Annotated in this window: 23 protein-coding genes; 11 read left to right on the forward strand and 12 right to left on the reverse strand. The window is 70.8% G+C overall.

What is annotated here, in order from left to right:
• Positions 1-19: 19 nt before the first annotated feature.
• The 3 genes from DXZ73_RS16115 to DXZ73_RS16125 are packed head-to-tail and all read left to right on the forward strand — an operon-like array spanning position 20 to position 3,063.
• The gene (locus DXZ73_RS16115) at positions 20-1,279 is read left to right on the forward strand and encodes an ABC transporter substrate-binding protein (protein WP_116211691.1); all 1,260 of its coding nucleotides are present in this window, start codon (positions 20-22) and stop codon (positions 1,277-1,279) included.
• Positions 1,280-2,221 (forward strand): carbohydrate ABC transporter permease, encoded by a 942-nt coding sequence (locus DXZ73_RS16120; protein WP_116211692.1) that lies wholly within the window; start codon positions 1,280-1,282, stop codon positions 2,219-2,221.
• The gene (locus DXZ73_RS16125; RefSeq protein ID WP_116211693.1) at positions 2,218-3,063 is read left to right on the forward strand and encodes a carbohydrate ABC transporter permease; all 846 of its coding nucleotides are present in this window, start codon (positions 2,218-2,220) and stop codon (positions 3,061-3,063) included. Before DXZ73_RS16120 ends, DXZ73_RS16125 begins: the two co-directional genes overlap by 4 nt.
• 119 nt (positions 3,064-3,182) lie before the next feature.
• Here DXZ73_RS16125 and DXZ73_RS16130 read toward each other — a convergent pair whose 3' ends face one another.
• The 3 genes from DXZ73_RS16130 to dusB form a co-directional block, all read right to left on the reverse strand.
• Positions 3,183-4,226, reverse strand: coding sequence for an ArsR/SmtB family transcription factor (locus tag DXZ73_RS16130; RefSeq protein ID WP_116215651.1), 1,044 nt, complete (start codon positions 4,224-4,226; stop codon positions 3,183-3,185).
• A 498-nt stretch (positions 4,227-4,724) separates the two neighbouring features.
• Positions 4,725-7,439, reverse strand: a complete 2,715-nt coding sequence (gene ppdK / locus DXZ73_RS16135; RefSeq protein ID WP_116211694.1) for a pyruvate, phosphate dikinase — start codon at positions 7,437-7,439, stop codon at positions 4,725-4,727.
• 502 nt (positions 7,440-7,941) lie between these two features.
• Positions 7,942-9,084, reverse strand: coding sequence for a tRNA dihydrouridine synthase DusB (gene dusB, locus DXZ73_RS16140; RefSeq protein ID WP_116215652.1), 1,143 nt, complete (start codon positions 9,082-9,084; stop codon positions 7,942-7,944).
• Between the two features lie 86 nt (positions 9,085-9,170).
• On the opposite strand from dusB, the gene DXZ73_RS16145 reads away from it, so the two are divergent.
• Both DXZ73_RS16145 and DXZ73_RS16150 read left to right on the forward strand, forming a co-directional pair.
• Positions 9,171-10,604: an MFS transporter gene (locus DXZ73_RS16145; RefSeq protein ID WP_116211695.1), complete on the forward strand. Its 1,434-nt coding sequence runs from the start codon at positions 9,171-9,173 to the stop codon at positions 10,602-10,604.
• A 7-nt stretch (positions 10,605-10,611) separates the two neighbouring features.
• Positions 10,612-11,046 carry a MarR family winged helix-turn-helix transcriptional regulator gene (locus tag DXZ73_RS16150; RefSeq protein WP_116211696.1) on the forward strand — a complete coding sequence of 145 codons (435 nt, stop codon included), beginning with the start codon at positions 10,612-10,614 and terminating at the stop codon, positions 11,044-11,046.
• Between the two features lie 96 nt (positions 11,047-11,142).
• Here the strand turns inward: DXZ73_RS16150 and DXZ73_RS16155 are convergent, their stop codons facing one another.
• Positions 11,143-12,018, reverse strand: a complete 876-nt coding sequence (locus tag DXZ73_RS16155) for a helix-turn-helix transcriptional regulator (protein WP_116211697.1) — start codon at positions 12,016-12,018, stop codon at positions 11,143-11,145.
• Between the two features lie 101 nt (positions 12,019-12,119).
• Between DXZ73_RS16155 and DXZ73_RS16160 the strand changes: the two genes are divergently transcribed.
• The 3 genes from DXZ73_RS16160 to DXZ73_RS16170 all read left to right on the forward strand — a co-directional run bounded on the left by DXZ73_RS16160 (position 12,120) and on the right by DXZ73_RS16170 (position 15,346).
• Positions 12,120-13,559, forward strand: a complete 1,440-nt coding sequence (locus DXZ73_RS16160) for an MFS transporter (protein ID WP_240351370.1) — start codon at positions 12,120-12,122, stop codon at positions 13,557-13,559.
• 132 nt (positions 13,560-13,691) lie between these two features.
• On the forward strand, positions 13,692-14,696 hold the full coding sequence (locus DXZ73_RS16165) for an aldo/keto reductase (RefSeq protein ID WP_116211698.1): 1,005 nt from the start codon (positions 13,692-13,694) through the stop codon (positions 14,694-14,696).
• Positions 14,697-14,761: 65 nt separating this feature from the next.
• Positions 14,762-15,346 carry a TetR family transcriptional regulator gene (locus DXZ73_RS16170; protein ID WP_116211699.1) on the forward strand — a complete coding sequence of 195 codons (585 nt, stop codon included), beginning with the start codon at positions 14,762-14,764 and terminating at the stop codon, positions 15,344-15,346.
• A 247-nt stretch (positions 15,347-15,593) separates the two neighbouring features.
• Here the strand turns inward: DXZ73_RS16170 and DXZ73_RS16175 are convergent, their stop codons facing one another.
• A complete protein-coding gene (locus DXZ73_RS16175) occupies positions 15,594-15,929 on the reverse strand; it encodes an ArsR/SmtB family transcription factor (protein WP_116211700.1) in 336 nt (111 codons plus the stop codon).
• 122 nt (positions 15,930-16,051) lie between these two features.
• Between DXZ73_RS16175 and DXZ73_RS16180 the strand changes: the two genes are divergently transcribed.
• Entirely contained in the window at positions 16,052-17,251 is a 1,200-nt protein-coding gene (locus DXZ73_RS16180) for an MFS transporter (protein ID WP_205519175.1), read from the forward strand.
• Here DXZ73_RS16180 and DXZ73_RS16185 read toward each other — a convergent pair.
• The 3 genes from DXZ73_RS16185 to DXZ73_RS16195 all read right to left on the reverse strand — a co-directional run bounded on the left by DXZ73_RS16185 (position 17,232) and on the right by DXZ73_RS16195 (position 19,303).
• The gene (locus tag DXZ73_RS16185) at positions 17,232-17,642 is read right to left on the reverse strand and encodes a hypothetical protein (protein ID WP_116211702.1); all 411 of its coding nucleotides are present in this window, start codon (positions 17,640-17,642) and stop codon (positions 17,232-17,234) included. The two genes, DXZ73_RS16180 and DXZ73_RS16185, sit on opposite strands and share 20 nt — an antisense overlap.
• On the reverse strand, positions 17,639-17,956 hold the full coding sequence (locus tag DXZ73_RS16190) for a DUF6415 family natural product biosynthesis protein (RefSeq protein ID WP_116211703.1): 318 nt from the start codon (positions 17,954-17,956) through the stop codon (positions 17,639-17,641). Before DXZ73_RS16190 ends, DXZ73_RS16185 begins: the two co-directional genes overlap by 4 nt.
• Positions 17,957-18,073: 117 nt before the next feature.
• Complete coding sequence (locus DXZ73_RS16195; RefSeq protein ID WP_116211704.1) at positions 18,074-19,303, reverse strand: helix-turn-helix domain-containing protein; 1,230 nt, start codon at positions 19,301-19,303, stop codon at positions 18,074-18,076.
• Positions 19,304-19,405: 102 nt separating this feature from the next.
• On the opposite strand from DXZ73_RS16195, the gene DXZ73_RS16200 reads away from it, so the two are divergent.
• Positions 19,406-20,092 (forward strand): HAD family hydrolase, encoded by a 687-nt coding sequence (locus DXZ73_RS16200; protein ID WP_116211705.1) that lies wholly within the window; start codon positions 19,406-19,408, stop codon positions 20,090-20,092.
• 13 nt (positions 20,093-20,105) lie between these two features.
• Here DXZ73_RS16200 and DXZ73_RS16205 read toward each other — a convergent pair whose 3' ends face one another.
• Both DXZ73_RS16205 and DXZ73_RS16210 read right to left on the reverse strand, forming a co-directional pair.
• Positions 20,106-20,750, reverse strand: a complete 645-nt coding sequence (locus DXZ73_RS16205; protein WP_116211706.1) for a response regulator transcription factor — start codon at positions 20,748-20,750, stop codon at positions 20,106-20,108.
• Positions 20,738-21,997, reverse strand: coding sequence for a sensor histidine kinase (locus DXZ73_RS16210; protein ID WP_116211707.1), 1,260 nt, complete (start codon positions 21,995-21,997; stop codon positions 20,738-20,740). Before DXZ73_RS16210 ends, DXZ73_RS16205 begins: the two co-directional genes overlap by 13 nt.
• Positions 21,998-22,164: 167 nt before the next feature.
• Here DXZ73_RS16210 and DXZ73_RS16215 point away from each other — a divergent pair, with 167 nt between their 5' ends.
• Positions 22,165-22,764, forward strand: coding sequence for a Uma2 family endonuclease (locus tag DXZ73_RS16215; RefSeq protein WP_116211708.1), 600 nt, complete (start codon positions 22,165-22,167; stop codon positions 22,762-22,764).
• 51 nt (positions 22,765-22,815) lie between these two features.
• On the opposite strand, the gene DXZ73_RS16220 is transcribed toward DXZ73_RS16215, so the two are convergent.
• Together DXZ73_RS16220 and DXZ73_RS16225 are read right to left on the reverse strand one after the other, a co-directional pair.
• Entirely contained in the window at positions 22,816-24,183 is a 1,368-nt protein-coding gene (locus DXZ73_RS16220; RefSeq protein ID WP_116215654.1) for a M14 family zinc carboxypeptidase, read from the reverse strand.
• A 194-nt stretch (positions 24,184-24,377) separates the two neighbouring features.
• A complete protein-coding gene (locus tag DXZ73_RS16225; protein WP_116211709.1) occupies positions 24,378-25,760 on the reverse strand; it encodes a glycine--tRNA ligase in 1,383 nt (460 codons plus the stop codon).
• Positions 25,761-25,854: the final 94 nt, after the last annotated feature.

Here is a 25,854-nt window from a genome sequence, read left to right on the forward strand (position 1 = left end):
CAGCGAGGGGACGGGCGAAATGGCGATCAGCCGCAGACGACTCCTGACGGGCGGCGGCGCGCTCGCGCTGACAGGCGGGCTCGCCGCCGCGTGCGGTTCCGACACCGGGCGCGGCGGCGGGGGTTCGAAGGCCGCTCTGTCGCAGTGGTACCACCAGTACGGCGAGGCGGGCACCGAGCAGGCGGTGCGGCGGTACGCGGGGGCGTACAAGGACGCCGACGTGCGGATCCAGTGGCGGCCCGGCGCCTACGACCAGCAGGTCGCGGCCGCGCTGCTGACGGACTCGGGGCCCGATGTGTTCGAGGCCGACGGGCCGACGCTGGACCAGATCCGCGGCGGCCAGGTCGTCGACCTCACCGATCTGGTCGAGGGCGTGCGCGCCGACTTCCACCCGGCGGCCCTCACGCCCAAGACGTACGACGGCCGGGTGTGGGCGGTCCCGCAGGTCGTCGACACCCAGCTGCTCTACTACCGCAAGAGCCTGCTGGACAAGGCGGGAGTGAAGCCGCCGCGGACCCTGGACGAGCTGGTCGACGCGGCGAAACGGCTCACGGACTCCCGCACCAAGGGGCTGTTCCTGGGCAACGACGGCGGCGCGGGCGTCCTCGGCGGCACGCCGCTGTACGCCGCGGGGCTCTCCCTGGTCACCGACGACGGGAAGGCCGGGTTCGACGACCCGGCCGCGGCCCGTGCCCTCGGCAAGATCCACCGGATGTACGCCGACAAGTCGCTGCTGCTGGGCGCGCCCGCGGACTGGTCCGACCCCTCCGCGCTGGTGCAGGGGCTCACCGCGATGCAGTGGTCCGGGCTGTGGGCGCTGCCCCAGGTGCGCAAGGCGCTGGGGGACGACTTCGGGGTGCTGCCCTTCCCCGCGGACGGCCCGTCGGGCAAGCCGGCCGTGCCGGTCGGCGCGTACGGCTCGGCGGTGAGCACCCGCGGCAGGCGGCGGGACGCGGCCAAGGCGTACGTGAAGTGGCTGTGGGTCGACCGCACCGACTATCAGGAGGACTTCGCGCTCTCCTACGGATTTCACATACCGGCCCGTCTGTCGCTCGCCGCGAAGGCGGGCCGGCTGAAAGAAGGCGCGGCGGCCGAAGTGGTGCGCTTCACGGCCGATCACGGGTACGCGCAGCCCCTGTTGTGGACGGTGGCGAGCCGAACCGCCTATCAGGACGCCCTCAGCCGCATCATCAAGGACGGCGCCGACCCCGAGCGCGAGTTGCGCGGGGCCCTGCGGACGACGGAGGACGAACTCCGGCGCGTACGGAAGAAGTCCTGAATGGCCACCCCCGGCAGCACGCGCCGGCGTTCCACCCCACGCGAGCGGAATCAGACCTTCTGGTTCTGGATTTTCGTCGGTCCGTTCGCGCTCGGCCTCGCGCTCTTCACCTATGTGCCGCTCGCCTGGAGCGTCTGGCTCAGCTTCTTCGACGCCCACAACACCGTCTCGCCGACGGACTTCGTCGGCCTCGACAACTACACGGCGGTGCTGGGTGAACCCGCTTTCCGCTCCGCCCTGGTGACCTTCACGGTCTTCACCGCCTTCATCGTCCCGGCCACCTACGCCCTGTCGCTCGGCCTCGCGCTGGCGGTGGGCCGGCTGCGCTTCGCGCGCGCATTCTTCCGGTCGGTTTTCTTTCTGCCGACCGCGTGCTCGTATGTCGTCGCGGCCCTGGTCTGGAAGCTGTCGATCTTCAACGGGGTGCGGTTCGGGCTGGCCAACACCGTCCTCGGCTGGTTCGGCGCCGACCAGGTCGCCTGGCTGTCGACCACCGACCCGCCCTGGTACTGGCTGGTCCTCGTCACCGTGCGGCTCTGGCTCCAGACGGGCTTCTACATGGTGCTCTTCCTGGCCGGGCTCCAGCGCATCCCGCCGCAGCTGTACGAGGCCGCCGCCGTCGACGGCGCCCGGCCCGGCTGGCAGACCTTCCGGCACATCACCTTCCCGGCGCTGCGCGCCACGTCGGTCGCGGTGGTGCTGCTGCTCGTCATCAACGCCTTCCAGGCGTTCGACGAGTTCTATAACCTCCTGTCGGACGCCCGCGGTTATCCGCCCTACGCCCGGCCGCCCCTGGTCTACCTCTACTACACGGCCCTCGGGCAGGGGCAGAATCTCGGCCTGGGCAGCGCGGGGGCCGTGGTCCTGGCGCTGATCATCGCGGTCGTGACGGTGGCGCAGGCGCGCTGGTTCGGCCTGGGCAGGCGGGAGGCGGAAGGGTGAGGCAGACGGACGACGCCCTCGTACGGGCCGGGCGGGCGCTGCGGCTGGTACTGCTGATCGCGCTGGCCGCGCTGTTCCTGATCCCGTTCTACCTCCTCCTGCGGAACGGGCTGGCCACGGAGGCGGACATCACCGCGCCGGGCTGGACGTTCCTCCCGCGCGAGCTGCACTGGTCGAACCTGCGGGAGCTGTTCGACGACCCGAGCGTGCCGATGGCGCACGCGCTGCTGAACTCCACGCTGATCGCGGTGGCGACCACGGTCGGCACCCTGCTGCTCGCCTCACTGGCCGGCTACGGCCTGGCCCGGATCCCCTACCGCCACGCGAACGCCGTCTTCTACGCGGTCCTGGGCACCCTCATGGTCCCGGCGGCGGTCACCTTCGTGCCGTCCTTCGTGCTCGTCTCCTCGCTCGGCTGGATCTCCACGCTGCGCGGGCTGATCGTGCCGACGCTGTTCAGCGCCTTCGCCTGCTTCGTCTTCCGCCAGTACTTCCTGGGCTTCCCCCGGGAGCTGGAGGACGCCGCCCAGGTGGACGGTCTCGGCCCGTGGCGGACGTACTGGCGGGTCGTGGTGCCCAACGCGCGCCCGGTGTTCGCGGCGGTGGGCACGATCGTCTTCATCGGCGCCTGGAACGCCTTCCTGTGGCCGCTGGTCATCGGCCAGGACCGCGACGCGTGGACGGTGCAGGTCGCCCTGTCGACGTTCACCACGGCGCAGACGGTCAACATCCACGAACTGTTCGTCGCCGCGGCCGTGTCGATCGTGCCGCTGCTGCTGGTCTTCCTGCTGCTCCAGCGCTACATAGTCGCGGGGGTGGAGCGTTCGGGGATCGACGGCTGAGTCGACCGGCCCGGCTGGGGGTCCGGGGGTCATCCCCCGGGAGACTGCAGCATAGTCGCGGGGGTGGAGCGTTCGGGGATCGACGGCTGAGTCGACCGGCCCGGCTGGGGGTCCGGGGGTCATCCCCCGGGAGACTGCAGCATGGTCGCGGGGGTGGAGCGTTCGGGGATCGACGGCTGAGGGCGGCGCGGCGGGGGACGGTGGCCGCCGCGCAGCAGGGCGGCGCCCAGCGGCGTCAGGGTGTGCATCACGGCACTGCCGTTGCGCAGGGTCAGCACCAGGCCCGCCTCGCGCAGCACACCGGCGTGCTGGCTGGCGGAGGCCGCCGACACCCCGACGCGGCGGGCGAGTTCGCTGGTGGTGCAGCCGCCGCCGATGGAGCCGAGCACGGCCGAGCGGGTGTGCCCGACGAGCTTGCCCAGCGACCGCGGCGGGGCGTCCACGGGCGGCCCGGACTCCGACAGGTGCCGGACGGGGTAGACGAGCACGGGCGTCAGGTCGGGGTTCTGATAGGTGACCGGCGTCCGGCGGCAGAAGAACGAGGGGACCAGCAACAGGCCCCGCCCGTTGAGGTGGACGTCGCGGTCCACCGGGTAGTCGGCCTCCAGCACGGGGGCCCGCCAGCGCATCATCGGCGGCAGCGAGGACAGCAGCGCGTCGGCGCCGCCGTCCAGCAGGGCCCGGCCGCGCACCGCGCGGTCCCCCTCTATCTGCGCCTGTATGTGGCTCCAGTAGGGGGCTATGGCCGCCTCGTGGTAGGCGTGCAGGGCGCCCGTCAGCTTGGCGAAGGCCCGGGAGTCGCCCTCCGCCATGGATCGTATCCAAGCGGGGAGCGTGCGGACGGTGGAGAGCCGGCCCAGCTCCCGGTGCACCCGGTCGGGCGGCGTCTCGCGCAGCGCCTGCATGCCCGAGTCCAGTCCCAGTACGCCTTCGGGGGGCGTCAGGAAGTCCGGAAAATAGCCGCGGGAGGGAACCAGCGGGGCGAGAAGCCGAGTTTCACCATTCAACCTGGCCCGGGTTTCCGACCGCCAATCTCCGAAGATCGACTCGCCTTGTTTGTCCCGGAGCCGGTGCAGACTCAATACGGTTTCCCAGAGTGCGTCCGGGTCTCCGGCCAGGCGCAACCGGGCCAGATCGAGTCCAGTGAAATGGACGCGTAGCACCAAACCCCCACATGAGACATCCGCAACCACCCCCCGCTCACTGAGTATGCACACCGATACGAGCTGTTACCACGTCCTTTTGGCCACAGTTGAAAGGACTCGCGGGGAACGTCGCGGAAGCGAAATGCTATTCACGCACTCAGGGCTGCTCCCGCTCGTTCCCGTGGGGGGTGGCGAGCGAAAAAGCGGCCGCTGAGTATGCGAGTTGCCGCCCGAGCCGATGCGGGCGGCAACAACTCCCGGTGGGGGAGTTAAGAGGGGCGGCGCTCCCGCACGGGCGCCGCCCCTTCGCCATGCGGCGAGCGTTCGGGTGGTGGGGTACGCCCGCGTTACGTGCGGGTTACCGCTCGGGGGCGTACGCACAGGTTGTGGGCAGGCGTTCCGCAGGGCGGAACGGGTGGGCACGACCCGACCACCGGGCAGCAACCATCCGGACCATACGACAGAGCCGCCGACGGGGCTGAACGTCAAGGCCCCGGCGGCGGCTCCGCTACGCGATCAGCGGCTGTCGCTGCCCGTACCGATCGCCGCGGCCCGGCCCGCCTCAAGACGCGCCACCGGGATGCGGAACGGCGAGCAGGAGACGTAGTCCAGGCCCACCTCGTGGAAGAAGTGCACCGACTCCGGGTCGCCGCCGTGCTCACCGCAGACGCCGAGCTTGAGGTCGGGGCGGGTGGCCCGGCCGGCCTTGACGGCGGAGCGGACGAGCGAGCCGACGCCGTCCTTGTCGATGGTCTCGAAGGGGCTGACGCCGAAGATGCCCTTCTCCAGGTAGGCGGTGAAGAAGCTCGCCTCGACGTCGTCGCGGGAGAAGCCCCACACGGTCTGGGTGAGGTCGTTGGTGCCGAAGGAGAAGAACTCGGCGGCCTCGGCGATCTGATCGGCCGTCAGCGCGGCGCGCGGCAGCTCGATCATCGTGCCGATGGTCAGCCGGAGTTCGGTGCCGGTGGCGGCCTCGACCTCGGCGATGACCCGGTCGGCCTCCTCGCGGACGATCTCCAGCTCCTGGACCGTGCCGACGAGCGGGATCATGATCTCGGCGCGCGGGTCGCCCTTGGCGTTCCTGCGCTCGGCCGCGGCCTCGGCGATGGCCCGCACCTGCATGGCGAACAGGCCGGGGATGACCAGGCCGAGCCGGACGCCGCGCAGGCCCAGCATCGGGTTCTGCTCGTGGAGCTTGTGCACGGCCTGCAGGAGGCGCAGGTCGTTCTCGTTGGCGTCCTCGCGGGCCTCGGCGAGCGCGACGCGCACCGACAGCTCGGTGATGTCGGGGAGGAACTCGTGCAGCGGCGGGTCGAGCAGGCGGACGGTGACCGGCAGGCCGTCCATGGCCTCGAAGAGCTCGACGAAGTCGGCCTTCTGGAGCGGCAGCAGGGCGCCGAGCGCCTCTTCGCGCTCGCCGTCGGTGTCGGCGAGGATGAGCCGCTCGACCATCTCGCGCCGCTCGCCGAGGAACATGTGCTCAGTGCGGCACAGGCCGATGCCCTGGGCGCCGAAGCGGCGGGCGCGGGCGGCGTCCTCGGCGTTGTCGGCGTTGGCCCGTACGCGCAGCCGGCGCATCCGGTCGGCGTAGGCCATCATCCGGTGGACGGCCTGGACCAGCTCGTCGGCGTCGTCGGCGCCCGCGTGCATCCGGCCCTCGAAGTACTCGACGACCGGGGACGGCACGACCGGGACCTCTCCGAGGTAGACCTTGCCGGTGGAGCCGTCGATGGAGACGACGTCGCCCTCCTCGATCACCACCCCGCCGGGCGCGGTCATCCGGCGCCGCTTGGTGTCGACCTCCAGCTCCTCGGCGCCGCAGACACAGGTCTTGCCCATGCCGCGGGCGACGACGGCGGCGTGCGAGGTCTTGCCGCCGCGCGAGGTGAGGATGCCCTCGGCGGCGATCATGCCGTTGAGGTCGTCGGGGTTGGTCTCGCGGCGGATCAGGATGACCTTCTCGCCGGACCGGGACCACTTCACGGCGGTGTAGGAGTCGAAGACGGCCTTGCCGACCGCGGCGCCCGGGGAGGCGGCGATGCCCCGGCCCAGCAGGTCGGTCTTGGCCTTCTCGTCGAAGCGGGGGAACATCAGCTGCGCCAGCTGGGCGCCCGTCACCCGCTGGAGCGCCTCGGCCTCGTCGATCAGGCCCTGGTCCACCAGCTGGGTCGCGATGCGGAAGGCCGCGCCCGCGGTGCGCTTGCCGACGCGGGTCTGGAGCATCCAGAGCTTGCCGCGCTCGATGGTGAACTCGATGTCGCAGAGGTCCTTGTAGTGCGTCTCCAGCGTCTCCATGATCTGGATCAGCTGGTCGTACGAGGCCTTGTCGATCCGCTCCAGGTCGGCGAGCGGCACGGTGTTGCGGATGCCCGCGACGACGTCCTCGCCCTGGGCGTTCTGGAGGTAGTCGCCGTAGACGCCCTGGTGGCCGCTGGCGGGGTCGCGGGTGAAGGCGACGCCGGTGCCGGAGTCGGGGCCGAGGTTGCCGAAGACCATCGAGCAGATGTTGACGGCGGTGCCCAGGTCGCCGGGGATGCGCTCCTGGCGGCGGTAGAGCTTGGCGCGGTCGGTGTTCCACGACTCGAAGACGGCCCTTATGGCGAGGTCCATCTGCTCGCGCGGCTCCTGCGGGAAGTCCCGGCCGGTCTCCTTGGAGACGATGTCCTTGAACTCCGCCACGAGCCGCCGGAGGTCCGCGGCGTCGAGGTCGATGTCGGTGGTGACGCCCTTGGCCCGCTTGGCCTCGTCGAGCGCCTCCTCGAAGAGCTCGCCGTCGACGCCCAGGACGGTCTTGCCGAACATCTGGATGAGGCGGCGGTAGGAGTCCCAGGCGAACCGCTCGTCGCCGGCCTGGGCGGCGAGCCCGGTGACCGAGGCGTCGGAGAGGCCGATGTTGAGGACGGTGTCCATCATGCCGGGCATGGAGAACTTGGCGCCCGAGCGGACGGAGACCAGCAGCGGGTCGTCGGCCTGGCCGAGCTTCTTGCCCATCCCGGCCTCGAGGGCCTCGAGGTGGGCGGATACCTCGTCACGCAGTGCCGCGGGCTCGTGGCCGCTGGCGAGGTAGACCTTGCACGCCTCGGTGGTGATGGTGAAGCCGGGCGGGACGGGCAGGCCGAGGTTGGTCATCTCGGCGAGGTTGGCGCCCTTCCCGCCGAGCAGGTCCTTGAGGTCCTTGTTGCCCTCGGTGAAGTCGTAGACGAACTTCTGGCGATCTTGGGTTTCCGGCACGGGACTCGACTCCTCACTGGGGTCCCCCCGTACACAGGTGAGGGGAAGGCTGCTCAAACGATGCTGACGGCGGGGAGCGTACCCAGATCGAAGGCTTTTGAGGAGGTCCACTCCACGGTCATAGGGCCGTAACCACCCGTCTGCCAGCAGATCGAAAGTCAAGGCCCGGGAAAGAGGCCGAATCCCGCTCATTCAACACTTGAACCAAGGATGACAAGCCGAATCCGCAAGGTCACGCAGCGTCGATGGATCAAGAGGCGGGTCGTCAAGTAATGAACGCAAGAAGGGTGGCACCCAGTGCCACCCTTCAGAAAGGTACCGCCGCTTTCCAGCCGCTCATCTGAGCGCAACCATGATCAGAGGTGGCGAGAATCACGCCACCCGACCCCCCGAAACCGGGGCTCCGCCCCAGGCCCCGAAGCACGCTTCGCGCGCTGTCCTCAATCGCCGGACGGGGGGACCCCCAAGGCCGCCCCCGCCGCAGGCGGCAACGGCGAGACCCTCAGCCGCCCGACGTATCGAGCTCCGCGTCCGCGCCCACGGACGCGCAGTCGTACGGGTCGTCCAGCCACCCGTCCGGCAGAACGACCCGGTTGCGCCCTGACGTACGGCCGCGCGGCCCATCCGCGCCGATGGGCCACGCCTGGTCACCGTCGACCTCGCTCAGAAGAGCGGACAGCTCGTCCAGGGAGGAGGAGACGGCCAGCTTCTTGCGCAGGTCGGAGCCGACCGAGAAGCCCTTGGTGTACCAGGCGACGTGCTTGCGGAAGTCGATGACGCCGCGCTCCTCGCTCTCCAGCCACTCCCCCAGCAGCTCCGCGTGGCGCACCATGACGCGGGCGACCTCCTTGAAGACCGGCGCCGCGGGCGCGCCGCCGCCCTCGAAGGCGGCCACCAGGTCGCCGAAGAGCCAGGGCCGGCCCAGGCAGCCGCGGCCGACCACGACGCCGTCGCAGCCGGTCTCGCGCATCATGCGCACGGCGTCCTCCGCCGACCAGATGTCGCCGTTCCCGAGGACCGGTATCTCGGTGACGGTCTCCTTCAGCCGCGCGATGGCGTCCCAGTCGGCGGTGCCGCCGTAGTGCTGGGCGGCCGTGCGGCCGTGCAGCGCGATGGCCGTGACGCCCTCCTCGACGGCGATCCGCCCGGCGTCGAGATAGGTCATGTGGTCGTCGTCGATGCCCTTGCGCATCTTCATCGTGACGGGCAGCGAGCCGGCGTTGCCGACGGCCTCCCGCAGGATGGAGCGCAGCAGGTTCCGCTTGTACGGGAGCGCCGAGCCGCCGCCCTTGCGGGTGATCTTGGGGACCGGGCAGCCGAAGTTGAGGTCGACGTGGTCGGCGAGGTCCTCGTCCACGATCATGCGGACGGCCTTGCCGACGGTCTCCGGGTCCACCCCGTAGAGCTGGATGGAGCGCGGCTTCTCGGTGCCGTCGAAGTGGATCAGGCGCATGGTCTTGGCGTCCCGCTCGACCAGGGCCCGGGTGGTGATCATCTCGCTGACGAAGAGCCCCTTGCCGCCGGAGAACTCCCGGCACAGCGTGCGGAAGGGCGCGTTGGTGATCCCCGCCATGGGGGCGAGCACCACCGGCGGCCACACGGTGTGCGGGCCGATCTGGAGGGGCGTGGCGGCGTCGTTCGTCATGCCACCCATTGTCGCGTACCCATCCACCTCATTTAGTTGTACTCTTTAAATCATTAGACGAATACAACTACCCGAGGTGCTGCCGCATGCCAGAGCTCTCCCGCCGCCGACGGCTGCTCGTCCTGGCGATCTGCTGCACGAGTCTGCTGATCGTCAGTCTCGACAACACGATCCTCAACGTGGCGCTGCCGTCGATGCAGAAGGAGCTGCACACCTCGGTCTCCGGCCTCCAGTGGACGATCGACGCCTACACCCTCGTGCTGGCCTCGCTGCTGATGCTGGGCGGCTCGACCGCCGACCGGATCGGCCGCAGACGGATATTCCAGATCGGCCTGACGCTCTTCACCGCCGGATCCCTGCTGTGCAGCCTGGCCCCCGGGCTCGGCTGGCTGATCGCCTTCCGGATGGTCCAGGCGGTCGGCGGCTCGATGCTCAACCCGGTCGCGATGTCGATCATCACCAACACCTTCACCGACCCGAGGGAACGGGCCCGCGCGATCGGCGTGTGGGGCGGTGTCGTCGGCATCAGCATGGCCGCCGGGCCCATCGTCGGCGGCGCGCTCGTCGAATCGGTCGGCTGGCGCTCGATCTTCTGGATCAACCTGCCGGTCGGGCTGCTCGCCCTGGTCATGACCGCCCGCTTCGTCCCCGAGTCCCGCGCCCCGAAGCCCCGCAGGCCCGACCCCGTCGGCCAGCTGCTGGTGATCGCGCTGCTCGGCTCGGTGACCTACGGAATCATCGAGGGCTCCGCCGCGGGCTGGACCTCACCGCTGATCCTCGGCTGCTTCGCACTCGCCCTCGGCTCGCTCGCCGGGCTGCTGACGTACGAGAAGAGGCGGCACGAACCACTCGTCGAGCTGGGCTTCTTCCGCAGCGTGCCCTTCAGCGGGGCCACCGCGATCGGCGTGAGCGCCTTCGCCGCGCTCGGCGGCTTCCTCTTCCTCAACACCCTCTACCTCCAGAACGGGCGCGGTCTGTCCGCCCTCCACGCCGGGCTGTTCATGCTGCCGATGGCCGCCATGACCCTGGTCTGCGGCCCGCTGTCGGGACGCCTGGTCAGCGCGCGCGGGCCCCGGCTGCCGCTCGTCCTGGGCGGTACGGCGATGACGGCCAGCGGCCTGATGTTCGCCGCCTTCGACGCACAGTCGACCGACGCGGCGCTGTTCACGGCGTACGTCCTCTTCGGCATCGGCTTCGGCCTGGTCAACGCCCCCATCACCAACACCGCGGTCTCCGGCATGCCGCGCTCCCGCGCCGGGGTCGCCGCCGCGATCGTCTCCACCAGCCGCCAGGTCGGCCAGTCGCTCGGCGTCGCCGTGATCGGCGCGGCGGTCGCCGCCGGGCTGCGGCTCACGGGCTGGTGGATCATCGCCGCGTGCGGACTGGCCGTCCTGCTGCTCGGTACGATCACCACCGGCCGCTGGGCCACCGGCACCGCCGAACGCGCCGCCGCCCGCCTCGGCCCGGGCAGCACGCGACCGGCCGCCGCCTCGCTCCCCACGAGATCAGGATCCCGGTGACACCACCATGAGCACGCACGACACCACCACGGCGACCGCCGAGCGCGCCTGGGCGAACCTCCGGGAGATCGTCCTCGGCGGCAACGAACGGCGCAAGGACGTCGTCGAGGCGCTCGGCATGAGCTTCTTCCGCGTCAAGGCGCTGCGCCGGATCGCCCGGGAACCGGTGACCCTGCGGGAACTGGCCGACCAGCTGCTGACCGACCGCCCGTACGCGACGCTGGTCGTGGACGACCTGGAGAGCCGCGGCCTGGTGGAACGCACCGCGAACCCGGCGGACCGGCGGTCGAAGATCGTGTCGGTGACGGAGACGGGCCGCTCCGCGGCGGAGCGGGCGAATCGCATTCTGGGCACGCCGCCGGCGGCACTGCTGGCACTGCCGCCGGATGACCTCGCTGTACTGGACCGGATCGCTGCGCGGCTCGCCGACGAGGGGCTCTGACCTGGGGCTCCGCGGTGGGGCTCCGCCCCGGGCCCCGGTCGAGTTCGGGTGCGGCCCTGCGGGCGGCAACGGACCCGCACCCAACCGCGCGCAGACCTACACGTACAGCTCGCGCAAACGCTCCAGCCGCCCCCGCGACTCCTCATCCGCCGGCGTATAAGCGAGAAGCTTCGCGCCCGCGTTCGGCCCCAGCCACAAGCTCGTGTAGTCGAGGCGCAGCAACCCCACCCGCGACTGACGGAACGCCTTCGTCCGTTCGGCGAAGCGGAGGACCTCGTGCCGGTCCCAGATCTCGCGGAACTCCGGTGATTCGTCCTGGAGCCGCTTGAGCAGGCACTTCCAGGCCGGATCCGCGAGGTTTTCGGCCATCGACGCACGGAACTTGGCGGCCATGACCCGGACCGACTCGTCGCGGTCGACGAGGCTCGCGCGCCACTCGGGGTTCATGAAGGCGAGCCACATGCAGTTGCGCTCCTCGCGGGGGAGGGCGTCGAGGTCGCACATCAGCTGCCCGTAGGGGCGGTTGTACGCGAGGATGTCGTACCGCGCGTTCTGCACGCAGGCGGGGAACGGCTCCAGCTGATCCAGCATCAGGCGGATCGAGGACGGCACCCCGGCGCACTCCGTGCCCGGCAGGGGATCGGTCGAGTTCGCGAGGGCGAAGAGGTGGCTGCGCTCGCCCAGGTCGAGCATGAGCGCGCGGGCGATGGCGTCGAGCACCTGCGCGGAGACCTTGATGTCGCGCGCCTGCTCCAGCCAGGTGTACCAGGTGACGCCGACGGCGGCGAGGTGGGCGACCTCCTCGCGGCGCAGGCCCGGGGTGCGGCGGCGGGGTCCGCGCGGGAGGCCCGCCTGTTCGGGGGTGATGCGCTCGCGGCGGCTGCGCAGGAAGGCGGCGAGCTCGCCGCGCCGTACGTCGTCCGCCGTGCGCGCCGGGGCGGCGGGTCCGCGCTCGTGCACCATCGTGGTCATGGCTCCAGGATGCCGGAATCTCCAGCCGGTTGGCAGGTAGTTCTTGTACCAGGATAAGGAGACTCTGGTACCTGTCTGAGCGAGTGGGCATCGTCTCCTGTGTGAGCGAAACCCGAATACCCCCGATAGCCCCGGCGGCCGTCGCCGCCACCGAACCGAGCCCTGTCCTCCGTCCCCTGGGACTCTTCACGGTGCTCATCGGCGCCGCTCTGCCGATGGTCGACTTCTTCATCGTCAACGTCGCCCTCCCCACCATCGACCACGATCTGCACGCGGGCCCGGCGCTGCTGGAGATGGTGGTGGGCGGCTACGGCGTCGCGTACGCCGTCCTGCTCGTGCTCGGCGGCCGGCTGGGCGACATGGTCGGCCGGCGGCGGCTGTTCCTGTGGGGTACGGCCGCCTTCGGGGTGACCTCCGTGGCGTGCGGGCTGGCCCCGGACGCCTGGACGCTGGTCGCGGCCCGGGTCGCGCAGGGCGCCGCGTCCGCGCTGATGCTGCCCCAGGTGCTGGCCACGATCCAGGCGACGACGCGGGGCGCGCGCCGTACCAAGGCGCTGAGCCTGTACAGCGGCACGGCCGGGATCGCCAGCGCGGTCGGCCAGGTGCTCGGCGGTGTGCTGGTCTCCGTCGACATCGCGGGCACCGGCTGGCGGTCGATCTTCCTGGTGAACGCGCCGGTCGCGGTGGCCGCGCTGCTGCTGGCGGTGCGTACGGTGCCGGAGACGCGCTCGGAGCACCCGACGCGGGTGGACGGGCGGGGCACGGTCCTGCTGTCGCTGACGCTGGTGTCGCTGCTGCTGCCGCTGACGGAGGGCCGGGCGGCGGGCTGGCCGGTGTGGTCGTGGGCGCTGCTGGCCGTCTTCCCGGTGGCGGCGGTGTCGTTCCTGCTGGTCGAGCGGGGTGAGGAGCGGGCCGGGCGGACGCCGCTGGTGCCGCCGTCGCTGCTGCGGATCCGCTCGGTGCACAGCGGTCTCGCGCTGCTCGTGCCGTTCTCGCTCGGCTGGGGCGGCTTCATGTTCGTCCTCGCGGTGGCGCTCCAGGAGGGGCTGCGGCTGGGTCCGATGGCCGCGGGGCTGGCGCTGGTACCGATGTGCGTGACGTTCTTCGCCGGTTCGCTGCTCGGTCCGCGGCTGGCGGCGCGGTACGGGCGGCGCGCGGTGACGGCCGGGACGCTGATCCAGGCCGCGGGGCTGCTGGGCGTGGCCGCGACCTTCTACTGGGGCTGGGACGGCCTGGGCGCGTGGGGCCCGGGGCCCGCGCTGGCCGTGCAGGGGCTGGGCCAGGGGCTGCTGCTGCCGCTGACGCTGCGGGTCGTGCTGAGCGAGGTGCCGGTGGCGCAGGCGGGGGTCGGCGGCGGGGTGATGGTGACCACGCAGCAGTCGTTCATGGCGCTGGGGGTGGCCACGCTGGGGTCGCTGTTCCTCTCGCTGACCCCCTCGATGGGGATGCGGGACGCGCTGGCGGTGACGTTGGCGGTGCAACTGGTGGCGGTGGCCGTGTCGGTCCTGCTGAGCCTGCGACTGCCGCGCACGATGGCCTGAAATCGCCCCCGAGGGTCTCCGAAGCCGGGGATCGAGGGGCGGAGCCGACACATGGACTGACAGATATTGAAATCTGTCAGTCCATGTGTCACTCTTCTGATGTCCCCCGTACCCCTGTAAGAGGAGTCCCCCGTGCAGCACCGCACCCTCGGCACCACCGGCCCCCAGGTATCCGCTCTCGGTCTCGGCGCGATGGGCATGTCCGCCCTCTACGGCGACGCCGACCGCGCCGAGTCGATCGCCACGATCCACGCCGCCCTCGACGCGGGCGTCACCCTGATCGACACCGGCGACTTCTACGGCATGGGCCACAACGAACTGCTCATCAACGAGGCGCTGCGCACCGCCCCCGCGGGCACCCGCGAGCGGGCGCTCACCAGCGTCAAGTTCGGCGCCCTGCGCACCGTCGAGGGCGGCTTCACCGGAGTCGACGGCAGGCCCGACGCCGTGAAGAACTTCGCCGCCTACTCGCTCCAGCGCCTCGGCACCGACCACATCGACGTCTACCGCCTCGCCCGCCTCGACCCGAACGTCCCGATCGAGGAGACCGTCGGCGCCATCGCGGAGCTGGTCGAGGCCGGGCACGTCCGGCACATCGGCCTCTCCGAAGTGAACTCCGAGACCATCCGACGGGCCGCCGCCGTCGCCCCGATCTCCGACCTCCAGATCGAGTACTCCCTGATCTCGCGCGGCATCGAGGACGACATCCTGCCCACCCTGCGCGAGCTGGGCATCGGCGTCACCGCGTACGGCGTGCTCTCGCGCGGCCTGATCAGCGGCCACTTCACCCGCGACCGGCAGCTCGCCGCGAACGACTTCCGCGGCATGAGCCCGCGCTTCCAGGGCGAGAACCTCCAGCACAACCTGGACCTCGTCGACGCGCTCCGCGCGGTCGCCGAGGCGAAGGGCGCGACCGTCGCCCAGACCGCCATCGCCTGGGTCCTCTCGCGCGGCGAGGACATCGTCCCCCTGGTCGGCGCCCGTCGCCGCGACCGCCTCACGGAGGCGCTGGGCGCACTCGACGTCAAGCTGGAGGCGGCCGACCTCGCCGCCATCGAGCGGGCCGTCCCGGCCGGCGCGGCGGCGGGCGACCGCTACCCGACGGACCAGATGGCACACCTCGACAGCGAGAAGTGAGCAGGTACGGTCACTACGGGGGGCTCCCCGCGCCCTCGTCCCTCATGGAAAGGCCGTACGCCCCGATGCCGCCCGAGACCCTGACCCCCGCCCGCATCCTGGAAACCACCGAGGACGTGCTGCGCCGCTACGGCCCGGCCAAGGCCACCGTGGTCGACGTGGCGCGGGCCCTGGGTGTCAGTCACGGCAGCGTCTACCGCCACTTCGGCAGCAAGGCCGCCCTCCGCGAGGCGGTGACCCAGCGCTGGCTCGACCAGTCGCACACCGCGCTGTCCGCCTTCGCCGACGCGGAGGGCCCCGCCGAGCCGCGCCTGCGCGAGTGGCTCGCCGGGCTCTTCGCCGCGAAGCGGCACAAGGCGGGCGACGACCCCGAGCTGTTCGCCACGTACATGGTCCTCGTAGGCGAGAACAGCGCCGTGGTCGACCGGCACATCGAGACGATGATCGAGCAGCTCGCGCGGATCGTCGAAGGCGGCGTGCGCGACGGCGAGTTCATCGCTGTCGACCCCGCGCCCACGGCCCGCGCGATCTGGGACGCGACGAACCGCTTCCACGACCCGGCGTATGCGGCGGAGTGGTTCCGCCCTGGGATCGACGCGGCGTTCGAGGCGGTCTGCGACTTGGTGCTGCGGGGGTTGCGCCGGGCTTGATCGTGCGGGTGCGTTGCCGCCTGCGGCGGGAGCGCCCTGCGGGCGCGTCCTCAAACGCCGGACGGGCTGGATTCGCTGGTTACGGTCCGCGAAATCCAGCCCGTGGGGGCACCTCCCAGCGGTAGCTGGGGGAGTTTGAGGACACCACGCGCCAGCGCGGTCCGGGGTCTGGGGCGGAGCCCCTCACGCGGCGAAGCCGCATATCGGATGCAGCCGGGAAGGGGCGGGGTGGGAAAACCGCCGGACGTCACCGATGCGCATCCGCCGACGTATAGCCGCACTTCACAGCCGTGCCGAGCAACTGGCCGAGAAGGCCCGGGTAGAGGGTCTCCAGATCCTCCAAGCGCAGCGAGTTGAAGCAGCGCGTGCCCTCCGAGCGGACGCGGAGCACGCCCGCTTCCCTGAGGATCTTCAGGTGGTGGGTCATCGTCGACTTGGCGATGTCGCCGCCCAGTTCCCCTGCTGTGCGCTCGCCGCCGTCCGACAGAGCCACGGCGATGCCGAGCCGGGTGGCATCGCTCAATGCGAACAGCACCTCGGGCAGGTGGATGTTCCCGGGCTCTGGGTGGAAGTAGCGGCGCACCTCTCAAGGATCGCACGGCGGGTCGCACGCGGATCGGCTGGATTTCCTCCCCGGGCTTGCCATGACGGCGCATTCACTGATCATGTACCCATGTACCGCGACCACCGTACATTGGAGACCCGGTGAAACTCGTCTACCTCCTCGGGCTCGGCGCCTTCGCGCTCGGTCTCGACGCCTACGTGACGGCCGGTCTGCTACCGGTGATCGCCGATGACTTCGACTCGTCCGTCTCCGCGACGGGCCAGATGGTCACCACGTTCACCCTGGCCTACGCCATCGCGTCCCCGGTCTTCGCCACCCTGCTCTCCGCGTCCCGCGTACGCGTCGGGCTCCTGGCCTCCCTCGCCGTCTTCGCCCTCGCCAACGCCGGCAGCGCGCTCGCCGGCTCGCTCCCGGTGCTGCTCGTCACCCGCGCCTTCGCGGGCGTCGGCGCCGGTCTCTATCTGGCGCTCGCCGCGGCGGCCGCCGCCTCGCTGGTGGACAAGGAGCGGCGGGGCCGCGCCCTCGCCGTGATCATGGGCGGCATGAGCTCGGGCACGGTCCTCGGCGTGCCTGCCGGCGTCTTCATCGCCGACCACAGCGGCTGGCGCACCACTCTGTGGCTGGTGACCGCCATCGGCCTCGTCTCCTTCGCCGGACTGGCCCTGTGGCTGCCGGCCCTGCCCGCCGCCGCGTCGGTGTCGCTGAAGCAGCGCGCCCAGGTCATCACCGACCCGAGGGTCGCCTCCATCGTCGGCGTCTCCTTCTTCGCCGCGGTCGCGAGCCTCGGCCTGTACACCTATTTCGCGCCGGTCATGGAGTCCGAGAGCATGGGCGGGGTGGAGGGCATCACCCCGTACCTGTGGGCCTGGGGCATCGGCGGCGTGGTGGGCAGCGTCCTCATCGGCACCCTCGTGGACCGGGTCCGCTGCCCCTACACCCTCGTCGTCGGCATCCTGGCGCTGCTGGTCCTGGCCCTGCTCGCCGTCCGCTTCACGGCGTCGATCCACCCGCTCGTCGCACTCGCCCCGATCGCCGTCTGGGGCGCGGTGGGCTGGGCCCTCCAAGTGCCACAGCAGAACGACCTGTTGGAGGCCCGCGGGGAGAAGGGCGGCCCGGTGGCCGTCGCCCTCAACGAATCCGCCCTCTACCTGGGCAGCGCGGTCGGCTCCGGCCTGGGCGGCGTGGCCTTCTCTCTGGGCTGGGACGGCTCGGCGCTCCCCCTGTGGGCGGCGGGCGCGGCACTGATCGGCCTGCTGCTCCAACTGACCGCGGTCCGCACCTCGGCGAACCGCCGCGAGAAGACGGCACCCGCCACGGCCCTCACAGGCACGAGCGACTGACTTCCGTCAGCTTTCGTACGCTATCGGGGTCGCACAACGCGTCGTCGCCGTCCGGTGGGGCCGGCAGCCAGTACGCGCCGGGCGGGTCCGCTCGGTGGGGAGCGGGTACGCGGACGTGGCGGGGCGCCGAGCCGTCGGGTGGGACGAGGGCGTAGTACGCGTGGTGCGGCGGGTCCGCGATGACGGCGGACCGGATCCCGTACGCACGGAACACCTCGACGGCTGCCCGCGCATGGGCCTGGGCGAAGGGCAGCCGGACGGCGTCGAAGCGGCTGCCGGTGAGGACGAGCGCGGGCTCGTCCCGTACCCAGGCTTCCTCTCCGGTGGAGGGCAGGCAAGCCGCGAGCCAACGGTAGGCGCCCGCGGAAGGCCACTCCGGAAGGGCGCTCACCCACGGTGGTCGAGCAGGGCCCGGCAGACGTGGGCGAGGCTGTCCACGTGCTCGGCGGCGGACCGCAGCCCGGCGCCGGGCCCGTCGAGGAGCACGGCGCGGGCGCAAGCGAGCGTGAAGCGTCGCATGGCCCAGTCCTTGGTCGTGGGGCTCATGGCAGTGGTCTGCGCGTCGACGACGGGCATCAGGTCGCGGATGTGCTGCCGAAGCTCCGCTTCGAGCGCGTTGAGCTCTGCGTGCGTCGGCAGTACGTCAGTTGTGACGGCTCGGTCGATGGTGCGGTTGATGTGGCCGGCGTCGATGAGGTCGGGCATGGGGGTTCCTCGCCGTTCGGTGGTGGGTGGCCTTGGCAAGGTCATCGTGCCGAGGGCAAGGGGGTGGTTACCCACAAAAAGTGGGGATGATTTTCCGCTGTTCCGCTTGACCGGAGGTCATACGCCCGCCCAGCGGGCGAACCCGGCGACGGCATCGTCCTGGCCCCGGTCCAACCGCACCAACGTCGCGGCCGTCGACCGCAGCGTCGGGTGGAACCGGGAATGGTTCGGGGCGATCCGCCGAGCCTTCAGCAAATCCTGGTGCGCCCCCGCGCGGTCCCCTTCGGCGACCCGCGCCGCCGCGACGTCGATGTGGTGATGCGACACCCGCTCCGCGGCGATGCCGTCCGGCAGGCCCCACTCGTCGCGCCCCTGCTCGGCGCCCCACTCCCGCAGCTTCGCGAGGGCCCGCCCGTTGTCGCCGGAGTCGATGAGCATGGCCACCTCGTGGATCCGCACGTTCGTCGGCCCGAACGACATCTCGTAGTGCTCGGTGTCGCTCCGCAGCAACGCCGAGCACGCCCGCGCCTCGGCCAGTCGTTGCTGCGCCCGAGCAGGGCGGCCGTCGCGCGCTTCGAGGATGGCCAGCTTGAGGTAAACGGCTCCTTGGATCGCCAACTGGGCGTCGGACATGGACCCTTCGGAGCCGAGCCGCTCGACCTCGTCGGCCAGTCCCTCCAGCACCCGCCGGGCGGACGCGAAGGTGCCGAGGCGCACCATCGCACCGGCCTTGAGGTAGGCGGCGGTCACTTGCATGAGACTGTCGCCGGACCGGTCGGCCGCCCAGCGGACGCGCTCGATCGCGGTCAGGGAGAGGTCGTGGTAACCGAGCTTGTGGGCAAGACTGTTGGTCGCGCGGTAGCCGCGGGCCAGCCACCAGAACGCCTGCTGCTGCTCACGGCCCCGCGAGTCGAGCGCGACATGCGTGAGCTCGGACAGGAGCCTCGGCAACAGCGGCCCCATCGGTACGTAGCGGCCGTCCTGCCGCAGCCGCGCCACGTGCTCCATCTCGGCGGCCAGCACACGCAGCGGTCTGGGCGCGGCACCGAGGCCGTCCGGATTGTCGAAGGTCAGGAGAATGCGCCGGAGTTCCGGGATGACGGCCTGTACCTGGTCCTCGGACTCCGCACCGTTCATGTACGGCTGCCCGGTGATCTTGTCGGGCCCGACGTGCAGGGCTTGGGCGAGCTGCGCGATGGCCCCGGCCGGAGGGTTGCGATCACCGCTCTCGTACTTCTGCAACGTGCTCGCACTGACCGCCGCCTTGGCCGCGAGCTGCCTGACCGTCATCTTCCGGATCTTGCGGAGCTCACGGATGCGCGTGCCGACGTGCTGTGCGGTGCTCATGCTGCCTGCCTCAGCCGATGGGTCCGGGACGTCAGCGTAAATCGAGACCGGCGCGCGGGGTAGGTCCGGCCATGAGTGCCGGAATCCTGCGGGAGGAGCCATATGGGGCCCAGCCGAATCGTGTTGTGGGACATCGACCACACGCTGATCGACACGCGCGGCGTGGGCCGCGAGCTCTCCGCGATGGCGTTCGAGCGGGTCACGGGGCGGCCCATGGAGCGGCAGGCCGCGATCGACGGCATCACCGAGGCCGTCATCTTCCGCGAGACGGCGAAGCTTCACGGCCTGCGCACGGACCGCCGGGACTTCGAACGGTTCGCCCACGCCCTGGCGGAGGCACACGTGCTGCGAGTGGCGGAGCTCCGGGAGCGCGGGCACGCCCTGCCGGGTGCTGCGGCGGCCCTCGATGCGGTGGCTTCGCTGCCGGGCACGGAGCAGACCGTGGTCAGCGGCAACGTACGAGCCGTGGCAGAGGTGAAACTCCGGGCCTTCGGCCTCGACCGGCACATCCGATGGGAGTGCGGCGGTTACGGGGAGGACGCGGACGACCGTCCGGCACTCGTACGCCTCGCCCTGGAACGATCGGGCATCACCGCCGCGGACGCGGTCCTTCTCGACGACACCCCGGCGGGGGTCCGGGCCGGAGTGGTCAACGGCGTCCGGGTGATCGCCGTGGCGACGGGCCGCAGCAACGAGGCGGCCCTGCTCGGCGCCGGGGCCGGTGCGGTCCTCCCGGACCTCGTGGACACGGACCTGCTGCTGAAGCACGTGACAGACGGAAAGGGCTGAGGCGACCGTCCCCCTACCCCACCCCCAAGAACCTCAGAACAGCCAGCACCCGCCGGTGGTCCGCGTCCGCCTTCGGGAGGTCCAGTTTCGACAGGATCGAATTGATGTGTTTCGCGACAGCGGACTCGCTCACGAAGAGCGCCGCCGCGATGCCCGCGTTGGAGCGGCCGCCGGCCATGAGTTCCAGGACTTCGCGTTCGCGTGGGGTCAGGCGGTCGAGGGGGTCGCTGTGGCGGCGCAGCAGGAGCTGGGAGACCACTTGGGGGTCGAGCGCCGTGCCGCCGGAGGCGACGCGGCGCAGGGCGTCGATGAACTCCTCTACGTCGGCGACGCGTTCCTTCAGGAGGTAGCCGACGCCTCGGGTGTCGCCGGAGAGCAGGTCGGCGGCGTACCGCTCCTCCACGTACTGGGAGAGCAGCAGCACCGCCGTGTCGGGCCACTGCTTGCGGATGACGAGGGCGGCGCGTACGCCCTCGTCCGTGAAGCCGGGCGGCATGCGGACGTCGAGGACGACGAGGCCGGGGCGGTGTTCCTCGACGGCCGTCAACACCGCTTCCGCGTCGCCGACTTCCGCGACCACGTCGAATCCGGCCGTCTCAAGGACCCGCACCAGGCCGATCCTGAGCAGGACGGAATCCTCGGCGATCACGGCGCGCACGGCAGCTCCACAGTCACAACGGTCGGGCCCCCCGTGGGGCTGCTGATCGAGAACGTGCCGTCGACCGACGCGACGCGCTTGGCGAGCCCCGCCAGCCCGGTGCCACCGGAAGGGTCGGCTCCGCCCACGCCGTCGTCGGAGACGACCACGAGCAGTATCCCCCCGAACCGCTCGACCGTGACATCGGCCCGGGACGCCTGCGCGTGCTTGACGACGTTGGCGAGCGCTTCGGAGACCACGAAGTAGGCGACGGCCTCGACGGTCGGGGCGGGCCGGGAGGCGAGGTCGACCTTCAGCCGTACGGGCAGGGGCGCGCGCTCGGCGATGCCGGAGAGGGCGGCGTCCAGGCCGCGGTCCTCGAGGACGGCCGGGTGCAGGCCGCGTACGAGGTTGGACAGCTCGGTGATGGCCTCCTTGGCCTCGCGGTGTGCCTCGTCGATGACCTTGCGGGCGTCCTCGGGGAGGTCCTTCATCGTGGCCTTGGCGAGGCCGAGGTTGACGGCCAGGGAGACGAGGCGCTGCTGGGCGCCGTCGTGCAGGTCGCGCTCGATGCGGCGGCGTTCGGCGTCCGCGGCGTCGACGACGCCCGCGCGGCTCTCGGTGACCTCGGCGACGCGGAGCCGCAGGAGTTCCTCGCGGCTGGGGCCGAGGCGGGTGAGGGCGGCGCGGGTGTCGAGCCGGGCGAGGGCGCGGGAGAGCCAGGCCGCGCCGTACAGCCCGGCGATCCCGGCGACCGTCACATACGCCGCGTGTGTGGTGTAGCCGATGTCCTCGACGCGCACCTCAACCGGCAGGGCCCAGATCCAGATGTAGACCGTGGCGGCGACGGCGGCCGCCGCCCACGCCAGCAGGGTCAGCGTGCCGGCGAGGGCGATCAACGGGCCGACGAACAGGTGGTACTGCACCTGGCGCCAGGCGGTGGGCGAGCGCAGCCACCGCTTGGCGCGCTCGGCCCGCGTCGCGCCTCCCACCTCGACGGGCCGGGGGATGTCCACGCCGAGCCGCCCTCGGAAGCGCGCGCCCTGGACCACGGTCAGCACGGGCGAGGCGAGGGCCAGCAGGGCGAGCGGGACGAGCACGGCGACCACCACGCTCAGCGCCCGGGTCGGCCCGCCGTTCAGCCACGGCACGGCGAGGACGAGCAGGGCGGCGACCTGCACGAGGGCGCCGGCGGTCAGGAAGGCGGCGGCCCGGCCCGCGCCGTCGAACGGCTTGAGGAGGGTCCGGAGCACGAGGGGGTTTCGCATGCTCTGAACGGTAAGGCCGCAGGTCAGGGACGGACTATGGCACTGGTGTCCGACTTGGGGGTGGAGCCAGTACCACTATCGGACGGCTGTGTGCAGAACCGGCCGCGGCTGCCAGTGGCCGTAGCCACGTTGAGTGTCGACTGCCTACGCGAGCAGAGAGGAGCATCATGGCAACCATGGTCGAGACACCGCGGATGCCGAGCGAGCCTTCGGACTCCCCAGCCTTTGAGGAATTGTGCCGGGAGTTGGAGAAGGTCGATGCCACCATGTCGGACGGCTATCGCACGGAAATCATCGGGGGATCGATCGTCGTGTCACCTTGGTCCAAGGGCTCATACCTGCGCGTCATGAGGAGCTTCGTGCGCCAGCTCAGCCCTCATGTCCCCGAAGGACACGCGATCAGCGAGGCTCCCTGCCTCTTCACATTCCCGCAGTTCAGCAGCAGCTACGGCCCTGACATTCACGTCTCGGACGAGGTTCTGACCAATATCGACACCATCCATCTGCCCGGGGAAGCGCTCTCCCTCGTCGGCGAGCTCACCTCCACCTCGACTGCCCGCTTCGACCGTGCCGACAAGGTCGACGTCCACGGCAAGGCCGGCGTACCTGTCTATGTCCTGATCGACATGCTGAAGAGGGCCGTCACTGTGTACTCATCCCCGTCGGACCACGGCTACACCGCCCATGCACAGATCGAGTTCGGCGGCACGATCAACATCCCCGCACCCTTCGACTGCAAGCTCATCACCGCCGACTGGCAGGTCTGATCCCACCCGAAGCCCGGGCCCCACCGCCGCGGGACCCGGACCCGGAAAGTCTCAGTCGGCCGACCGGTACGGCGCCGCCGCGTGCTGCGCCGCGTACATCAGGGCGGGCTTGATCTTCGGCCAGAAGTAGCCGTCCTGGCAGGAGTACGAGGGGGTGAACCCGTCGCAGCCGCGCCCGTCGCTGTCCCCGATCTCGATGGTGAAGCTGGCCAGCCCGAGCTTGTCGTACGTCCAGTCGTCGGTGCCGCCGGAGGCGTCGTAGAGGATCTCGCCCGCCTGCCCGGACTGGTAGCCGGTGATCGAGCCCATGCGGCCGGCCAGGGCGCGCAGCGCGGCGTCGTTGCCGCTGTGCACGCGGTGGTCGGACTCCCAGGGGAAGAGCACCATGCTGGCGTCGCTGTGGAGGCTGATCATCATGCCGCGGGCGTCGGCGGGCGCGGGGTCGCTGTCGCCGGTGCCGGTGCGGACGGCCGGGTAGAGCTGCCGGAAGAGGCCCTCCAGCGCGGAGTTCTCCGGCTCGGAGTCGGCGGCGGGGCCGAGGTAGACCTCGCTGCAGGGCTGGGCGGAGGTGCCGAGGCCGCCCCAGTGGGAGCCCGCGTTGCGGTTGAGGTCGACGCCGATCTGACCGGTCCAACTGCAGGACGCGCCATGGGAGTCGTCGGCGTTCTTGCGCTGCCATACGGGGTTGTCGCCGCCGCTCGCGACGATGTCGACGCCGTCGGGGTTGGCCATCGGCACGACCCACATCTCGGTGGTGTCCATGAGCTTGGTGACGTCCGGGTCCTTGCCGTACTGCCCCGTCAGCTCGTCGGTCCAGCGCCAGGACATCTCACCGGTGGTGAGCTCGCGCGCGTGGATCTGGCTCATCAGGAAGAAGCGGGGCTTGGCCGGGTTCGGGTTGAGCGAGCAGTCGCCCGGCTTCATCTTGGTGACGCAGACGGCCTTGAGGTCGTGGCCGCCCGAACCGGTCTGCTTCAGCCAGGACTTGCCGTAGGTGACGACCGTGGCCAGGTCCGGGTGCTGGGCGGCGAGCTGGTCCAGGTGCGCGTACTGGGCGCCGACGGTGTGATAGCCGCCGTCGTAGGTGTCGCCCGCGTCGTCCGTCACCGACTTCCTGGGGACCGGTCTCGGCATCGTGCGGACGACGGTGGAGGAGAAGCCGAGGCGGCGCAGCCCGTCGCCGGTCGCCGGGTCGCCGAGGACGAAGAGGTGGTCGCCCTGACGGCGCTCCAGGAGGTCGTACCCGGCGCCGATCAGGGTCTGCGCGTCCTGCTTGTGGTGCGTGGGGACCTCGTAGAGGACCGCTGTGTCACGGCTCTGCGAGGCACCGGCGAGGGCCGTCGTGGCCTGCGGGAGCATGGCCGCCGCGGCCATGGCCGTCACTCCGACCGCCAGCCCTGCCAGGCGTTTTCGGGACATGAGGTGGGCCTTTCCGTGTGGGGACGGAACGGGACCGCTGCCGATGCGGAGGCCGACAGGCGGCCGCAGGCGCATAATGCCGTGTTCATGTCACATCCGGAAGGGCGGCGCCGGCTTTTCCGGAACCGGCCGGAAAGCCGAAGGCCCCGGCCCCCGCCGAAGCGGGAACCGGGGCCTTCGTACGGCGAGAGGCGTCAGCAGCCCAGCAGACGCGAGCCCAGGTAGCTCTCGATCTGGTCGAGGGAGACGCGCTCCTGCTTCATCGTGTCGCGCTCGCGCACGGTCACGGCGTTGTCGTCGAGCGTGTCGAAGTCGACGGTGACGCAGAACGGCGTGCCGATCTCGTCCTGGCGGCGGTAGCGGCGGCCGATCGCGCCCGCGTCGTCGAACTCGATGTTCCAGTGCTTGCGCAGGTCCGCCGCGAGGCCCTTGGCCTTCGGGGAGAGCTGCGGGTTGCGGGAGAGCGGCAGGACCGCGACCTTGACCGGCGCGAGGCGCGGGTCGAGGCGCATCACGACGCGCTTCTCCATGACGCCCTTGGCGTTCGGGGCCTCGTCCTCGTTGTACGCGTCGAGCATGAAGGCGAGCATGGCGCGGTTGAGGCCGGCCGCCGGCTCGATGACGTACGGGAAGTAGCGCTCACCGGCCTCCTGGTCGAAGTACGACAGGTCCTGGCCGGAGCCCGCGGAGTGCGCCTTGAGGTCGAAGTCGGTGCGGTTGGCCACACCCTCCAGCTCGGAGAACTCGGAGCCGCCGAAGTTGAAGCGGTACTCGATGTCGACGGTGCGCTTGGAGTAGTGGGAGAGCTTCTCGGCGGCGTGCTCGTACCACCGCATGTTCTCCGTGCGCATGCCGAGGCCGGTGTACCAGTCCCAGCGCTGCTGCATCCAGTACTCGTGCCACTGCTCGTCCTCGCCCGGCTTGACGAAGAACTCCATCTCCATCTGCTCGAACTCGCGGGTGCGGAAGATGAAGTTGCCCGGCGTGATCTCGTTGCGGAAGGACTTGCCGGTCTGGGCGATGCCGAACGGGGGCTTCTTGCGCGAGGTCGTCTGCACCTGGGCGAAGTTGGTGAAGATGCCCTGGGCGGTCTCGGGCCGCAGGTAGGTCACCGAGCCGGTGTCCTGGGTCGGGCCGAGGTGGGTGGCGAGCAGGCCGGAGAACTGCTTGGGCTCGGTGAACTGGCCCTTGTTGCCGCAGTTCGGGCAGTTGATGTCGGCGAGGCCGTTCGCGGGCAGCTTGCCGTGCTTGGCCTCGTACGCCTCCTCCAGGTGGTCCGCGCGGTAGCGCTTGTGGCAGGAGGTGCACTCGGTCAGCGGGTCGGAGAAGGTGGCGACGTGGCCGGACGCCTCCCAGACCTCACGGGCGAGGATCACCGACGAGTCGAGACCGACCACGTCGTCGCGCGAGGTGACCATGGAGCGCCACCACTGACGCTTGATGTTCTCCTTGAGCTCCACACCGAGGGGTCCGTAGTCCCAGGCGGCACGCTGTCCGCCGTAGATCTCACTGCACGGATAGACAAAGCCACGGCGCTTGCTCAGGCTGACGATGGTGTCGATCTTGTCGGCGGCCACGGTGCTCTCTTCATTGCGACGACGAACAGCGAATGCTTCAGGTTACCGGCGGCGCCACCCCCCTAATCAAATCGGCTCTGGCCTTGGCTTGACC

The sequence above is a fragment of the Streptoverticillium olivoreticuli subsp. olivoreticuli genome (genome assembly GCF_003391135.1).
Classification (GTDB): domain Bacteria; phylum Actinomycetota; class Actinomycetes; order Streptomycetales; family Streptomycetaceae; genus Streptomyces; species Streptomyces blastmyceticus.

Excerpts from the sequence above, each read along its gene's own strand:
- DXZ73_RS16220 (WP_116215654.1), bottom strand. The coding sequence starts at position 24,183 with ATGTCCCGAAAACGCCTGGCAGGGCTGGCGGTCGGAGTGACGGCCATG.
- DXZ73_RS16195 (WP_116211704.1), bottom strand. The coding sequence starts at position 19,303 with ATGAGCACCGCACAGCACGTCGGCACGCGCATCCGTGAGCTCCGCAAG.
- DXZ73_RS16145 (WP_116211695.1), top strand. The coding sequence starts at position 9,171 with ATGCCAGAGCTCTCCCGCCGCCGACGGCTGCTCGTCCTGGCGATCTGC.
- DXZ73_RS16120 (WP_116211692.1), top strand. The coding sequence starts at position 1,280 with ATGGCCACCCCCGGCAGCACGCGCCGGCGTTCCACCCCACGCGAGCGG.
- DXZ73_RS16150 (WP_116211696.1), top strand. The coding sequence starts at position 10,612 with ATGAGCACGCACGACACCACCACGGCGACCGCCGAGCGCGCCTGGGCG.
- DXZ73_RS16115 (WP_116211691.1), top strand. The coding sequence starts at position 20 with ATGGCGATCAGCCGCAGACGACTCCTGACGGGCGGCGGCGCGCTCGCG.
- DXZ73_RS16170 (WP_116211699.1), top strand. The coding sequence starts at position 14,762 with ATGCCGCCCGAGACCCTGACCCCCGCCCGCATCCTGGAAACCACCGAG.
- DXZ73_RS16200 (WP_116211705.1), top strand. The coding sequence starts at position 19,406 with ATGGGGCCCAGCCGAATCGTGTTGTGGGACATCGACCACACGCTGATC.
- dusB (WP_116215652.1), bottom strand. The coding sequence starts at position 9,084 with ATGACGAACGACGCCGCCACGCCCCTCCAGATCGGCCCGCACACCGTG.
- DXZ73_RS16190 (WP_116211703.1), bottom strand. The coding sequence starts at position 17,956 with ATGCCCGACCTCATCGACGCCGGCCACATCAACCGCACCATCGACCGA.
- DXZ73_RS16210 (WP_116211707.1), bottom strand. The coding sequence starts at position 21,997 with ATGCGAAACCCCCTCGTGCTCCGGACCCTCCTCAAGCCGTTCGACGGC.
- DXZ73_RS16155 (WP_116211697.1), bottom strand. The coding sequence starts at position 12,018 with ATGACCACGATGGTGCACGAGCGCGGACCCGCCGCCCCGGCGCGCACG.
- DXZ73_RS16215 (WP_116211708.1), top strand. The coding sequence starts at position 22,165 with ATGGCAACCATGGTCGAGACACCGCGGATGCCGAGCGAGCCTTCGGAC.